Source organism: Microbacterium sp. bgisy207, from assembly GCF_057706855.1.
The window spans coordinates 76,523-90,148 of the sequence record NZ_JBYIPB010000003.1 but is presented as its reverse complement, the minus strand read 5'-3'; the positions used below and the strand labels follow the sequence as shown (position 1 = coordinate 90,148).

Here is a 13,626-nt window from a genome sequence, read left to right as displayed (position 1 = left end):
CAGTCTATGTCGCGGGACGTGCTAGGTTTTGGCATAGGTCAATCTCGAGGAGTACCCGTGTCCGCTTCCACCACCGGATCATCCCGCGTCAAGCGGGGACTTGCCGAAATGCTCAAGGGCGGCGTCATCATGGATGTCGTCACCCCCGACCAAGCCAAGATCGCGGAGGATGCCGGCGCTGTCGCCGTCATGGCTCTCGAGCGCGTCCCCGCCGACATCCGTGCGCAGGGTGGTGTGTCGCGGATGAGCGACCCGGACATGATCGACGGCATCATCGATGCGGTGTCGATCCCCGTGATGGCCAAGGCCCGGATCGGACACTTCGTCGAGGCGCAGGTGCTCCAGGAGCTCGGCGTCGACTACATCGACGAGTCCGAGGTGCTCTCGCCGGCCGACTACGTGAACCACATCGACAAGTGGGGCTTCACCGTTCCCTTCGTCTGCGGTGCGACGAACCTCGGCGAGGCGCTCCGTCGGATCAACGAGGGCGCGGCGATGATCCGATCCAAGGGCGAGGCCGGTACCGGCGACGTCTCGGAGGCGATGAAGCACATCCGCAAGATCAAGGGCGAGATCGCCGCTCTGGGCGCCCTGTCGAAGGACGAGCTCTACGTCGCGGCCAAGGAGCTTCAGGCTCCGTACGAACTCGTCGCGGAAGTCGCCGAGACCGGCAGTCTTCCGGTGGTCCTGTTCGTCGCCGGCGGCGTCGCGACGCCGGCGGATGCCGCGATGATGATGCAGCTGGGTGCGGACGGTGTCTTCGTCGGGTCCGGCATCTTCAAGTCGGGCAACCCCGCGCAACGTGCCGCGGCGATCGTGAAGGCAACGACCTTCTACGACGACGCGAAGGTGATCGCCGACGTGTCACGCGGTCTGGGCGAGGCCATGGTCGGCATCAACGTGGCCGACCTGCCCGCGCCCCATCGTCTGGCTGAGCGGGGCTGGTGAGCACCGCACGGCCGCGTGTCGGGGTCCTGGCCCTGCAGGGCGACGTGCGTGAGCACGTCGCCGCCCTGCGGGCCCTGGATGCCGAGGTGTCGCTCGTGCGTCGCCCGGAGGAACTCGCCGCCATCGACGGTCTCGTCCTCCCGGGTGGTGAGTCCAGCGTCATCGACAAGCTGTCGCGCTCGTTCGCGATGCGCGAGCCGATCATCGCGGCGCGCGAAGCCGGCATGCCGATGTATGGGACGTGCGCCGGGCTGATCCTGCTCGCCGACCGTATCCGTGACGGAATCACCGGCCAGCAGACCTTCGGCGGCCTGGATGTCATCGTCCGCCGCAATGCCTTCGGCAGCCAGGTCGACTCCTTCGAGACAGATCTCGAGGTGCCCGTCTTCGGAGAACCCCCGGTGCACGCGGTCTTCATCCGTGCGCCGCTCGTGGAGCAGGTGGGGGAGCGCGCCGAGGCCATCGCCGCGCTCCCGGACGGTCGCGTGGTGGCGGTGCGGCAGGGGCCGCTGCTCGGCACGTCTTTCCACCCCGAGGTGACCGGCGAGACACGCTTCCACGAGTTGTTCCTGGAGGCGGTGCGCGCGGCGTCCTGACGGGGCCCGGTTCCCGGGCCGATAGAATCGAGCGCATGTCCGGCCACTCCAAGTGGGCGACGACCAAGCACAAGAAGGCCGTCATCGACGCGCGTCGTGCCAAGTCGTTCGCCAAGCTCATCAAGAACATCGAAGTCGCAGCCAAGCTCGGCGGCGCAGACCTCGCGGGTAACCCGACGCTGTACGACGCCGTGCAGAAGGCGAAGAAGACCTCGGTCCCCAACGACAACATCGACCGCGCGATCAAGCGAGGGGCGGGCATTTCGGGAGACGCGGTCGAGTACCAGACGATCCTCTACGAAGGCTACGGACCCAACGGCGTCGCGCTCATGATCGAGTGCTTGACGGACAACAAGAATCGGGCGGCGGCCGAGGTGCGCACCGCACTGACCCGCAACAACGGCACTCTGGCCGATCCGGGTTCTGTCGCGTACAACTTCCACCGCAAGGGCGTCATCGTCGTCTCGGGCGAGGGCACGACCGAGGATGACGTCATGCTCGCTGCCCTGGAGGCCGGTGCCGAGGAAGTGGAGCCGCACGCGCAGGGCTTCGAAGTGATCACCGAGGCATCCGATCTGGTCGCCGTCCGGTCGGCACTCCAGGAGGCGGGACTGGACTACGAGTCGGCGGACGTCGAGTTCGTGCCGTCGCTGAAGGTCGAGGTCGACGCGGACACCGCACGCAAGGTCTTCCGCTTGATCGACGCGCTCGAAGACAGCGACGACGTCCAGAACGTCTACAGCAACTTCGATCTCTCGCCCGAAGTGCAGGCCGAGCTCGAGAACGACGAGTAGGGCGCGCCTGCGCACGCACGTGCCCGGGCACGCCTAGCGTGGCCGGGTGGCGACTGTTCGCGTGCTTGGAATCGATCCCGGCCTCACCCGCTGCGGTGTCGGCGTGGTGGACGTCGCGGCCGACCGTTCCGCCGTGCTCGTGCACGTGGGTGTCATCAGAACGGATGCCGGGCTTGCTGTCGAGCGGCGGCTGGCCGCGATCGCCTCCGGGATACGCGACGTCCTGGACCTCCATCGCCCCGACGTCGTGGCCGTCGAGCGCGTCTTCGCCCAGCACAACCGCAGCACCGTGATGGGCACCGCGCAGGCCAGCGGCATCGCGTTGATGCTTGCGGGGGAGCGGGGGCTGCCGGCTGCGACCCACACGCCCACCGAGGTGAAGGCCGCGATCACGGGCTACGGAAGTGCCGACAAACGTCAGGTCCAGGCGATGGTTGCGCGCATCCTGCGGCTGGATGCCGCACCCCAACCCGCCGACGCCGCCGACGCGCTCGCGCTCGCCCTCTGCCACGCGTGGCGCGGTGCCGGGCACGGGTCGCCGACGGCGGGAGAGCCCTTGACGAGGGCTCAGCAGGCGTGGCGGGATGCCGAGCGACGCGCCCGCGTCTGAGCGTGTCGGTCGAACAAATGTGCGATTGGCACCCTAGCCTGCTGTGAGGCCCCTGCTCCGCCGATCGGAAGGAGAACGATGATCTCGTCAGTGCGAGGTGTTGTCGGCCACGTCGAGCAGGACTCGGTCGTGGTCGAGGTCGGCGGAGTCGGTCTCACTGTCGCTGTCGCTCCACACGTCGCCCGATCCGCTCGGGTCGGTGAGTCCCTGTTCCTCCACACCTCGCTCATCGTGCGTGAGGACGCCCTGAGCCTGGTCGGATTCGAGACCCGCGAAGAGCTCACCACCTTTCTTCTGCTGGTCGGCGTGTCGGGGGTTGGGCCAAAGTCGGCTCTCGGCGTGCTCAGCGCCATGTCGGTGGATCAGATCGCCCAGGCAGTCGCCGACGAGGACGACGCGCCGTTTCGGCGTGTCTCGGGCATCGGCCCGAAGACCGCGAAGCTCATCGTCGTCCACCTCGCAGGCAAGGTCGTCGCTCCCGCCGCCGCGCGCACGATCCCCGCATCCGATGATCGGGTGCACGCGCTGACTGCCGCGCTGACGGGCCTCGGGTGGTCAGAGCGCCACGCGGCGGAGGTCGCGGCCGGTGTCGTCGAGGATGCCGCGGCGGAGGCATCCGTCCCCGATCTCCTGCGCCGCGCACTCGCAGAGCTCGGACCCGCCCGGAAGGAGACGGCACGTGGATGACCTGACCGATCCGACTCCGTCGCGCGACGAGAGTGAGCTTGCACTGGAGGGCGCCCTTCGGCCCGGATCGCTTGCGGAGTTCGTGGGGCAGACGAAGGTTCGCGGGCAACTCCAGCTGCTGCTGGATGCTGCTCGGTTACAGCAGCGTCCCGCAGACCACATCCTGCTGGCCGGACCCCCGGGGCTGGGGAAGACGACGCTCGCGATGATCGTCGCACACGAAAGCGAACGGCCCCTGCGGATGTCGAGCGGCCCCGCCATTCAGCACGCCGGCGACCTCGCCGCGCTGCTTTCGAGCCTCACCCCCGGGGAAGTGCTCTTCATCGACGAGATCCACCGGATGGCCAGATCCGCCGAGGAGATGCTCTACCTTGCGATGGAGGACTTCCGGATCGACATCATGGTCGGCAAGGGCGCGGGCGCGACCAGCATCCCGCTCGATCTGGCACCGTTCACCCTCGTGGGAGCCACGACGCGCGCGGGACTGTTGCCGAACCCGCTGCGGGATCGGTTCGGCTTCACCGCGCACCTCGAGTACTACGAACCGGAGGAGCTGGAGCGGGTCCTGGAGCGTTCGGCGCGAATGCTCGAGGTCCCCCTGCCCGCTGGGTCTCGCGCCGAGATCGCGCGACGCTCGCGCGGCACCCCCCGCATCGCGAATCGACTGCTGCGCCGGGTTCGCGACTACGTGGTGGTGCACGGCGGTAGTGCGAGTGCGCAATCCGTCGATGCCGCACTCGATCTGTACGACGTCGATGCGATCGGGCTGGATCGCCTGGACCGGGCCGTCCTCGAGACGCTGGTGCGCCGCTTCCACGGCGGCCCTGTCGGGCTGAACACCCTGGCCGTGACGGTGGGGGAAGAGGCCGACACGATCGAGTCCGTCATCGAGCCGTACCTCGTCCGGATCGGCTTCATGGGTCGCACGCCGCGCGGGCGCATCGCGACGCCGGATGCCTATGCACACCTCGGGGTCCGCCACGCCGATCAGACGCTGAGACTGGATGACCTATAATTCCTGGAGGCTTTGACCCCTCCACGCGGCCCGACGTCTGCGCGGCCGCACCCGAAAGGCGCCCCTCTTCATGAACTTCCAGGACTTCTTCCTCAACTACGGCCTGCTCATCCTGTTGGGCGCCCTCCTGGTGTTCATGTTCTGGAACTCCAGCCGACGCATGAAGAAGCAGCGCGAGGAGCAGGCGCAGAAGGCCCGACAGACAGTTCCGGGCGCCGAGGTGTTGCTGCAGGGCGGCCTGTACGGCACGATCGTCGAGTTCGACCCCGACAACCTCGACCAGCCCGCCATCGTGGAGATCGCTCCCGGAGTCGACATCAAGGTTCACAGCCAGGCAATCCTGCGCATCATCACGCCCGCGGACGAGGTCGACGACGAGACGGACGACGAGTTCGACGGCATCGTGGACAAGTACCACGAGACTCACGACGGCGAGACCGCCGACGCGGTGGCCACGGATGCCGAGCCCGCCGCCGACTCCGACAGTGACGGCAGCGACGGCGACCCCAAGCCGCGCGCCTGACCCCCTTCCCGAGAGACGCTCTCCGTGGCCGTATCCACTCCCGTTCGCCGTGCCTGGCGGGCCCTCACGGGTCTGCTGACGATCACCGCGATCCTCTTCGGTATCAATGCGCTCGGTGTCTACGTGTTCAACGCGAGCTCGTGGGCTCCGGAGCTCGCCCTCGACCTGCAGGGCGGCACGCAGATCATCCTCGAAGCGCAGACTGCTGACGGAGCAGATCCGTCCGCAGAGCAGATGAACCAGGCGGTCACGATCATCCGCCAGCGTGTCGACGCCTCCGGAGTGGGTGAAGCCGAGGTCACGACCGAGGGCGGCAAGAACATCGTGGTGCAGATCCCCGGGGAGGCCGACGAGCAGACCCGCCAGCGCATCGAGGCCTCCGCACAGCTGCAGCTTCGCGCGGTCCTCTACACCGGATCTCCGGCGACGAGCTTTGTCGGCGAGGACGGTGAGACGACTCCGTACCCGACGCCGGACCCGACCCTCGAGTCGACGCCCGCGGTAGAGCCGACCAGCGGCAGCGACACCGCCTGGATAACGCCGGCGCTGCAGGCCGAGTTCCTCGCCTACGACTGCGCGAACCCCGACAACGACCCCGCCAACGCGCCGACCGATGCGCCGCTGATCACTTGTGATGCCACCGGTACCGTGAAGTACATCCTCGGGCCGGTCGAGCTGGACGGTTCGTCGATTGTCGACGCGACCAACGGGCTGGAGCAGACCTCCGGACGCTGGGTGGTCAACCTGCAGTTCGACGAAGCCGGAACCCAGACCTTCGGGGAGATCAGCCAGCGTCTGTACGGCGCGACCCCGCCGCTGGACCAGTTCGCGTTCGTCCTGGACGGCTACGTCCTGACGGCGCCGTCGATGAACGCTCAGATCCTCGACGGACGACCCAGCATCAGCGGGAGCTTCACCCAGGAGAGCTCGAAGGTCCTCGCCGACCAGCTCAAGTACGGTGCGCTGCCGCTGAGCTTCGTGGTCGTGAGCTCGGACACGATCTCTGCGACACTCGGATCCCAGCAGCTGCAGATCGGCCTGATCGCAGGTCTCATCGGTCTCGCGCTCGTCGCGGTCTATTCGCTCATCGTCTATCGTGCGCTCGGCTTCGTCATCATCGCCTCCCTGATCGTCATGGCCGTGTTGACATACGTCATGCTGGTCATCCTGGCGTGGCGGATGGGCTTCCGCCTGTCGCTAGCGGGCGTCGCGGGTCTGATCGTCTCCATCGGATTCACCGCGGATTCCTTCATCGTCTACTTCGAGCGAATTCGCGATGAGCTGCGCGACGGAAAGTCGATCACAGGTGCCGTGGAAGACGGCTGGGCGCGGGCAAAACGGACGATCTACATCTCGAAGTCGATCAACATCCTCGCGGCAGTCGTGCTCTACATCCTCGCTGACGCGACGGTGAAGGGGTTCGCCTTCACTCTCGGCCTCACAACCGCGATCGACGTCCTCATCTTCATCCTGTTCACACACCCGGTGATGCAGCTTTTGGCTCGGACCCGTTTCTTCTCCTCGGGGCACCCGTTGTCGGGGCTGGACCCCGACGCCCTCGGCGCGGTCTACCGCGGGCGTGCGCAGTTCCGCACCCCGCTCGTGGCTCCCAAGACCGCGGCCGAGAAGCGCGCTTCCCGCTCCCGCGGGGAGGCCGCCCGCCGCCAGACCATCGCCGAACGAAAGCTCGCCGAATCCCGCACAACCGGATCTCCGGGTCGTGCCGAGGGAGAGGACACCCCCTGATGCGCTCCCTCAACCAGGTCGGCAATGACCTCTACAGCGGGAAGACGTCGTTTCCCTTCGTCGGCCGACGCCGACTGTGGTTCATCATCGCCGCCGTCCTCGTCATCGGGTCCGCGCTGGTCCCGTTCATCCGACCGATCCAGTTCTCGATCGAGTTCACCGGCGGGTCGCAGTTCACCGTGTCGGGCATCACGAGCCCGGACCAGCTGATCGCGACCGAGGCCGTGCAGTCCGTCGTCCCCGGGGCGACGACGAAGGTCGCAACAGTCGGCGCCGACACCATCCGGGTCCAGACCGACCAGATGACGGATGCCGAGACGCGCGACGTGGCCACCGCTCTGGCCGACGCGTACGCCGTCGACCCCAGCGAGGTGACCACGTCATTCATCGGCCCCAGCTGGGGGCAGGATGTCACTCGCCAGTCGCTGTGGGGCCTCGCGATCTTCCTGGCGCTGACCTTCATCATCCTCGCGTTGTATTTCCGGACCTGGAAGATGTCAGCGGCGGCGATCATCGGTCTCGTGGACGTGTTGGTCATCACCGTCGGCATCTACGCGCTGTTCGGATTCGAGATCTCCCCGGCCGCCGTCATCGGATTCTTGACGATCCTCGCGTACTCGCTCTACGACACCACCGTCGTGTTCGACAAGATTCGAGAGAATACGGCGGAGGACGGCGAGATCTCCGGCCGCACCTTCGGCGAGTCCGTCAACCTCGCCGTGAACCAGACGCTCGTGCGTTCGATCAACACCACGGTGGTCGCGATCTTGCCGGTCGGTGCGATCCTGTTCATCGGCGCGTTCTGGCTCGGCGCCGAGACTCTGAGCGACATTTCGCTGTCGATCTTCGTGGGCATCATCGTCGCCGCCTACTCGACGTTGTTCGTGGCTGCGCCGCTGTTCTCGCTGTTCCGTGAGAACGAGGCGCCCATCCGCCAGCGCGACCAGCGCGTGCTCGCCGCCCGCGAACAGGCGGTCGCGTCCGCGTGAGTCGCTGCGCCGCGGCGTAGGATATGTGCTCCAGCGAAGGGAGGGCGATCGGATGACCGAGACCGTTCCTCCCGCCCAGAGCGTTCCCGCGGGATCGTCGTCGCTGCTGCGCCTTGTGCCGCGGATCTTTTCGCGCGCCGCCCGACGTGACGACGTCGAGAAGCTGCTGCGGACCGTCCGCACACACCACCCCAAGGGTGACCTCGCGATCATCGAGCGCGCCTACGCGATCGCCGACCGCGCGCACGCTGGGCAGAAGCGCCAGAGCGGCGAGCCCTACATCACGCACCCGCTCGCTGTCGCCCAAATCCTCGCGGATCTCGGTCTGGGGCCGAAGGCCGTCGCGGCGGCTCTGCTCCACGACACGGTCGAGGACACCAGCTACGACCTCGACGCACTCACCGCCGAGTTCGGCGACGAAGTGGCCATGCTCGTGGACGGCGTGACCAAGCTCGACAAGGTCAAGTACGGCGAGAGCGCCCAAGCCGAGACGGTGCGCAAGATGATCGTCGCGATGTCGCGCGACATCCGTGTGCTGCTCATCAAGCTCGCCGACCGCCTCCACAACGCACGCACCTGGGGCTTCGTTCCCCCCGAGAAGGCGCGCAAGAAGGCCACCGAGACGCTCGAGATCTATGCACCGCTCGCGCACCGCCTGGGAATTCAGACGATCAAGTCCGAGCTCGAGGATCTGTCGTTTGCCGTCCTGCACCCCAAGCTCTACGCCGAGATCGAGAGCCTGGTCAAACAGCGCACCCCGCAGCGCGACAAGTACCTGCAGAACGTGATCGACGCTGTGGACGTGGACCTGCGCGAACTCCGGATCCGCGGACGTGTGCTGGGCCGCCCCAAGCAGCTGTACTCCGTGTACCAGAAGATGGTGGTGCGCGGACGCGAGTTCGATGACATCTACGACCTGATCGGCATCCGGATCCTCGTCTCGTCCGTACGCGACTGCTATGCCGTCCTCGGTGCCATCCACGCCCGCTGGACACCCTTGCCGGGACGGTTCAAGGACTACATCGCCACTCCCAAGTTCAACCTGTACCAGTCGCTGCACACGACCGTGATCGGACCCGAGGGACGCACGGTCGAGATCCAGATCCGCACGCACGAGATGCACCAGCAAGCCGAGTACGGGGTTGCGGCGCACTGGAAGTACAAGGAGCGGATGGCCGGCGGCAAGGTCGATGACAAGGCCTTGGACACGGATCTTGCGTGGCTGGCCCGGATCTCCGACTGGCAGGCCGAAACCGCAGACCCCGGTGAGTTCCTGGACTCACTGCGCTTCGAGATCGGCGCGAAAGAGGTCTACGTCTTCACCCCGAAGGGGCGTGTCATCGGGCTTCCCTCGGGTGCGACCCCTGTCGATTTCGCCTACGCGGTGCACACCGAGGTCGGTCACCGCACCATGGGCGCAAAGGTCAACGGCCGGCTCGTGCCACTCGAGTCGGAGCTCAAGAGCGGTGATGTCGTCGAGGTCTTCACCTCGAAGAACCCGGATGCCGGGCCGAGCCAGGACTGGCTGACGTTCGTCAAGAGCACGAGAGCCCGCAGCAAGATTCGCGGCTGGTTCACGAAGGAGCGCCGCGAAGAGGCGATCGAGCAGGGGAAGGAGTCGATCGCGCGGGCGATGCGGCGCCAGAACCTTCCGCTGCAGCGACTGATGAATCAGGACACCCTGAGCGAAGTCGCGCACGGCCTGCGCTATGAGGACGTGTCGGCGCTCTACGCGGCCGTCGGCGAAGGCCATGTCTCGACGCAATCGGTCATCGAGAAGGTGACGGCTCTTGTCAGTGCCTCCAGCGACACCGCGACGGGCCCGATCGACCTGCCGCACGTCGGCCGGTCTCGCCAGCCCCGCACCGCCGATTCGGGAGTCCTCGTGCGCGGTGCCCCCGACATCCTGGTGAAGCTCTCGAAATGCTGCACGCCGGTTCCCGGCGATGAGATCCTCGGGTTCGTCACGCGGGGCAGCGGCGTCTCGGTGCACCGCGCCGATTGCACGAACGTGGAATCTCTGCGCTCGGACCCGGCGCGACTCATCGAGGTGGAATGGGCCCCCACCACCAAGAGCGTGTTCCTGGTCCAGATCCAGGTCGAAGCCCTCGACCGCTCCGGGCTGCTGAGCGACGTGACGCGGGTCCTCAGCGAGCACCACGTCAACATCCTGTCGGCATCCGTGTCGACGACCAACGACCGGCTGGCCCTGAGCCGATTCGTGTTCGAGATGGGCGACATCGTGCACCTCGACCGGGTGCTCAACGCCGTACGGCGGATCGATGCGGTCTACGACGTCTACCGCGTGACGTCCTCGTAGGCATCCGCGGACCATTCGCGCAGCAGCCGGAGCGCCCTGACCTTGTGGGGCACTGTGCCCGCACGCTGGAGCCAGTCGATGCCCTCTCTCACCGCGCCCTGGCCGCGGTCGACGAAACCGCGAAGGGCCGCCCGATGGTCTGCATCGTCGACCCGCGCGAGATCGGCGACGGTACGCGCGGGAGTCGTGACCAGAACGCCGCCGATACGGAGCAGGTCCGCTTCGGGAAGGTAGACGTCGCGGTAGTGGAGCCTGCGATGGATGACCCCATGGATCCGCTGGCTGACAGCGCGCTGAACGGTGTGTCGAGCCGGCGGCTCGGCGATCGCACCATGAACCCAGGCTGCCGTCAGATGAGTGGCCGCCATGAGGTCGCGCAACAGCGGACCGAGGGAGGCGGCACGCACAGCTGTCGTCTCGATCGTGTCCGCAGGCATGTAGGCGGCATCGACCTCGACGAGGTGCCCGTCCAGTCGCGCGGCGGACAGTTCCGCGAGCGAGAGCTTCTCATCAGCGAAGTACAGAAACGGAGATGCCATTCCCGCAGTCTGCCGGGCACGCCCCGGTGGCGACGGTGCGATCCCCGCGGCTGTGGAGAAGTCGGGTTCAGCCCTCGACGGCGCGGAGCCAGGCGCGACGCGCCTCGAGTGCCTCCGTCGCCTGGCGGATGGCGCGCTGGTCCTTGCGAGCCGTCGCCTCAGCGAGCTCCGCCTCGAGCTTCTCGATCGCGTCGTAGAGCTGGCGGGTCATGTCGTTGGCTCGCGCGGTGGTCTCGGGATTGTTCCGCGTCCATTCGGCGTCTTCGCGCGAGCGCACAGACACCTCGATCTTGCGCAGTTCGTCGTCGAGCGCACGTTCCTGCTCACGCGGGAAGATCCGACCGATGTCATCCCACGACCGCTGAATCGCGGTGAGAGCGCTGCGAGCGGCAGCAAGATCGTGCATGTCGAGGATCGGGCGCGCGCGTTCGAGGAGCGCGCGTTTGGCGTCGATCTTCTCTTTCGACGCCTCGACTTCCGCCGCTTCGCGTTCGGCCCGTGCGGCGTACAGGGCGTCGCCGGCCGCCTTGAAGCGTGCCCAGAGCGCGTCGTCGACCTTCTTGCCGGCGCGCCCCGCGGTCTTCCACTCGTTCAGGAGATCTCGATAGGCACCGATGCCGTCCTCGCCGCGGGGCGCGAGTGCTTCCGCACGCTCGACGAGACGGTTCTTGCGCTCTCGGACGGCTTTGTGCGCCTCATCGAGTTCCGCATAGAACTCTCGACGGTGCTTGTCGACGATCGCACGCGCGTCACGGAAACGCTTCCAGAGTGACTGGGAGATCGACTTCGGGATGTGCGGGCCGGACTGCTGGTGAGACTGCCACTGCTCGAAGAGGGCGGTCATCTCCGCTGAGGCGGTCTTCCACTGAACGGTCTGCGGGTCCTGAGCGGCAATGGCCTCCGCCTGCTCCACGAGCCGAGTGCGCTCGGCGATCGCGGCATCCACGGCCTCTCGCGCCTGCGCGGCCTCTGCGGCGCTGGCCTCGGCGAGCGAGGCGGTGAGCGCCTCCAGTCGTGCACTCAAGGAGGCGAGATCGCCGACCGCCGATGCTCCGGCGATCTTGCCGCTGAGCGTCGCCGCTGTCGCCCTGAGGTCGGCCGCGCTCGCACCGCCCCGGCGATGGCGCACCTCAAGGAGGGCTACCTCGGATGCGAGATCGGAGAACTTCCGCTCGTAGTATGCGAGCGCTTCTTCGGCGGTGCCATCGGGGTACTGACCGACGACTCGCCACTGGTCACCTTCGCGGACCGAAACAGTGCCGTCATCGTCGACCCGGCCCCAGGGGTGGTCGGCGGCGGTGGAGGACGAAGCTGTGTCTGACACGGAAGGCACCTCAATGCGGCATGGCCGCCTGCGGGGGTTGGACGCTTAAGCCTAATACGGGGCGCGCGTCCTGCCACGGCGGTGTCCGGGATCATGTCGGGATCCGCGGATAGCCTGGATGCCATGTCCAACTCGGCGGGGCTCTTCTCCGGTCAGACCCCGCTGCCCGTGCGCATGCGCCCGACCTCGCTTGCGGAGGTCGCCGGTCAGCAGCACCTGCTTCGCCCGGGGGCACCGCTGGTGGTCCTGGCCGATCCGGACGGGGGAGCCCGGGCAGCGTCATCCGTCATTCTGTGGGGCCCTCCCGGCACGGGCAAGACGACACTGGCCCAGGCTGTCGCGCGCTCGTCCGGGCGCCGTTTCGTTGAGCTCTCTGCGGTGACAGCGGGAGTCAAGGACGTTCGCGAGGTCATGCAGGACGCGCTCACGCAACGTGACCTCTACGGCTCATCGACGATCCTCTTCCTCGACGAGATTCATCGCTTCACGAAGGCTCAGCAGGACGCTCTGCTGCCGGGCGTCGAGAACGGGTGGGTCGTGCTCATCGCGGCGACCACGGAGAACCCGTCGTTCTCGGTGATCTCGCCGCTGCTGTCCCGCTCGCTGCTGCTGACACTCCAGCCGTTGACGGATGACGACCTGGCAGCTCTCGTCGACCGGGCGGTCTCCGACGCGCGGGGACTCGCGGGGGCCGTCAGCCTGACGGATGAGGCGCGCGTCGCCCTCGTCCGGCTGGCCTCCGGGGACGCGCGGCGAGCGCTGACCGCCCTGGAGGCTGCAGCATCGCTTGCCGAGCCGGAGTCGGAGGGGGAGGCGGGGGTCATCACCGCCGAGCATGTCGCGCAGGCGGTGGATCGAGCATTGCTTCGCTACGACCGCCAGGGCGACGAGCACTATGACGTCATCAGTGCGTTCATCAAGTCGATCCGCGGGTCGGATCCGGATGCGGCGCTGCACTATCTGGCCCGCATGATCGAGGCAGGGGAGGACCCGAGGTTCATCGCGCGGCGCCTGATCATCTCCGCCGCCGAGGACATCGGCCTGGCGGATCCGCAGGCGCTGCCGTTGGCCGTCGCTGCAGCGGATGCCGTGCAGCTCATCGGATTCCCCGAGGGCCGGATCCCGCTCGCGGAGGCCACCATCTACCTCGCGACGACGGCGAAATCGAATGCGGCCTACCTCGCGATCGACGCTGCGATCGCGGATGTGCGCGGCGGCGGGGCGGGCCGGGTGCCTCCCCATCTGCGGGACGCCCATTATCCCGGCGCTGCTCGGCTCGGACACGGCAAGGGCTACCGCTATCCGCACGACGATGACCGAGGCGTGGTTGCCCAGCAATACCTCCCGGACGGTCTGCGTGACCGCAGCTACTACCGTCCGACCGCCCGCGGGGCTGAGCGCGAGATCGGCGCGCGATGGAGTCGGATCCAGCGCATCCTGGGGCGTGGCGGTGGGTCCGGAGCCCGAGGCGCGGGCGACTCCGAGAGCGACTGACCCGTCTGGTAGACTGTTTCGGTTCGAAACCGTGTTTTCGG

The 13,626-nt window shown here is 67.3% G+C and carries 13 protein-coding genes; 11 read left to right on the top strand and 2 right to left on the bottom strand.

Going from position 1 to position 13,626, the window contains the following annotated elements:
* Window positions 1–6 precede the first annotated feature (6 nt).
* The 10 genes from pdxS (at window position 7) to AC3ENO_RS03520 (ending at window position 10,228) form a co-directional block, all read left to right on the top strand.
* Entirely contained in the window at window positions 7–948 is a 942-nt protein-coding gene (gene pdxS / locus AC3ENO_RS03565) for a pyridoxal 5'-phosphate synthase lyase subunit PdxS (RefSeq protein WP_434969237.1), read from the top strand.
* Window positions 942–1,544 (top strand): pyridoxal 5'-phosphate synthase glutaminase subunit PdxT, encoded by a 603-nt coding sequence (pdxT, locus tag AC3ENO_RS03560; RefSeq protein ID WP_434969411.1) that lies wholly within the window; start codon window positions 942–944, stop codon window positions 1,542–1,544. Before pdxS ends, pdxT begins: the two co-directional genes overlap by 7 nt.
* A gap of 35 nt (window positions 1,545–1,579) precedes the next feature.
* Window positions 1,580–2,338, top strand: coding sequence for a YebC/PmpR family DNA-binding transcriptional regulator (locus AC3ENO_RS03555; RefSeq protein WP_434969236.1), 759 nt, complete (start codon window positions 1,580–1,582; stop codon window positions 2,336–2,338).
* A 46-nt stretch (window positions 2,339–2,384) separates the two neighbouring features.
* Complete coding sequence (ruvC, locus tag AC3ENO_RS03550) at window positions 2,385–2,948, top strand: crossover junction endodeoxyribonuclease RuvC (protein WP_434969235.1); 564 nt, start codon at window positions 2,385–2,387, stop codon at window positions 2,946–2,948.
* A 78-nt stretch (window positions 2,949–3,026) separates the two neighbouring features.
* Window positions 3,027–3,635 carry a Holliday junction branch migration protein RuvA gene (gene ruvA, locus AC3ENO_RS03545; RefSeq protein WP_434969234.1) on the top strand — a complete coding sequence of 203 codons (609 nt, stop codon included), beginning with the start codon at window positions 3,027–3,029 and terminating at the stop codon, window positions 3,633–3,635.
* Entirely contained in the window at window positions 3,628–4,650 is a 1,023-nt protein-coding gene (gene ruvB, locus AC3ENO_RS03540) for a Holliday junction branch migration DNA helicase RuvB (protein WP_434969233.1), read from the top strand. Before ruvA ends, ruvB begins: the two co-directional genes overlap by 8 nt.
* Before the next feature lie 70 nt (window positions 4,651–4,720).
* Entirely contained in the window at window positions 4,721–5,173 is a 453-nt protein-coding gene (locus AC3ENO_RS03535; protein WP_434969232.1) for a preprotein translocase subunit YajC, read from the top strand.
* Between the two features lie 24 nt (window positions 5,174–5,197).
* Window positions 5,198–6,919 carry a protein translocase subunit SecD gene (gene secD / locus AC3ENO_RS03530; protein ID WP_434969231.1) on the top strand — a complete coding sequence of 574 codons (1,722 nt, stop codon included), beginning with the start codon at window positions 5,198–5,200 and terminating at the stop codon, window positions 6,917–6,919.
* Complete coding sequence (gene secF / locus AC3ENO_RS03525) at window positions 6,919–7,908, top strand: protein translocase subunit SecF (RefSeq protein ID WP_434969229.1); 990 nt, start codon at window positions 6,919–6,921, stop codon at window positions 7,906–7,908. The genes secD and secF overlap by 1 nt, the downstream gene beginning before the upstream one ends.
* A gap of 52 nt (window positions 7,909–7,960) precedes the next feature.
* Window positions 7,961–10,228 (top strand): RelA/SpoT family protein, encoded by a 2,268-nt coding sequence (locus AC3ENO_RS03520; RefSeq protein WP_434969228.1) that lies wholly within the window; start codon window positions 7,961–7,963, stop codon window positions 10,226–10,228.
* Here AC3ENO_RS03520 and AC3ENO_RS03515 read toward each other — a convergent pair.
* Together AC3ENO_RS03515 and AC3ENO_RS03510 are read right to left on the bottom strand one after the other, a co-directional pair.
* On the bottom strand, window positions 10,207–10,767 hold the full coding sequence (locus AC3ENO_RS03515) for a type IV toxin-antitoxin system AbiEi family antitoxin (protein ID WP_434969227.1): 561 nt from the start codon (window positions 10,765–10,767) through the stop codon (window positions 10,207–10,209). The two genes, AC3ENO_RS03520 and AC3ENO_RS03515, sit on opposite strands and share 22 nt — an antisense overlap.
* A gap of 67 nt (window positions 10,768–10,834) precedes the next feature.
* Complete coding sequence (locus AC3ENO_RS03510) at window positions 10,835–12,091, bottom strand: DUF349 domain-containing protein (protein ID WP_434969226.1); 1,257 nt, start codon at window positions 12,089–12,091, stop codon at window positions 10,835–10,837.
* Window positions 12,092–12,214: 123 nt separating this feature from the next.
* Between AC3ENO_RS03510 and AC3ENO_RS03505 the strand changes: the two genes are divergently transcribed.
* Window positions 12,215–13,585 carry a replication-associated recombination protein A gene (locus tag AC3ENO_RS03505; protein ID WP_434969225.1) on the top strand — a complete coding sequence of 457 codons (1,371 nt, stop codon included), beginning with the start codon at window positions 12,215–12,217 and terminating at the stop codon, window positions 13,583–13,585.
* Window positions 13,586–13,626: the final 41 nt, after the last annotated feature.

Excerpts from the sequence above, each read along its gene's own strand:
- AC3ENO_RS03535 (WP_434969232.1), top strand. The coding sequence starts at position 4,721 with ATGAACTTCCAGGACTTCTTCCTCAACTACGGCCTGCTCATCCTGTTG.
- AC3ENO_RS03555 (WP_434969236.1), top strand. The coding sequence starts at position 1,580 with ATGTCCGGCCACTCCAAGTGGGCGACGACCAAGCACAAGAAGGCCGTC.
- AC3ENO_RS03505 (WP_434969225.1), top strand. The coding sequence starts at position 12,215 with ATGTCCAACTCGGCGGGGCTCTTCTCCGGTCAGACCCCGCTGCCCGTG.
- AC3ENO_RS03520 (WP_434969228.1), top strand. The coding sequence starts at position 7,961 with ATGACCGAGACCGTTCCTCCCGCCCAGAGCGTTCCCGCGGGATCGTCG.
- AC3ENO_RS03515 (WP_434969227.1), bottom strand. The coding sequence starts at position 10,767 with ATGGCATCTCCGTTTCTGTACTTCGCTGATGAGAAGCTCTCGCTCGCG.
- pdxS (WP_434969237.1), top strand. The coding sequence starts at position 7 with ATGTCGCGGGACGTGCTAGGTTTTGGCATAGGTCAATCTCGAGGAGTA.
- secF (WP_434969229.1), top strand. The coding sequence starts at position 6,919 with ATGCGCTCCCTCAACCAGGTCGGCAATGACCTCTACAGCGGGAAGACG.
- ruvA (WP_434969234.1), top strand. The coding sequence starts at position 3,027 with ATGATCTCGTCAGTGCGAGGTGTTGTCGGCCACGTCGAGCAGGACTCG.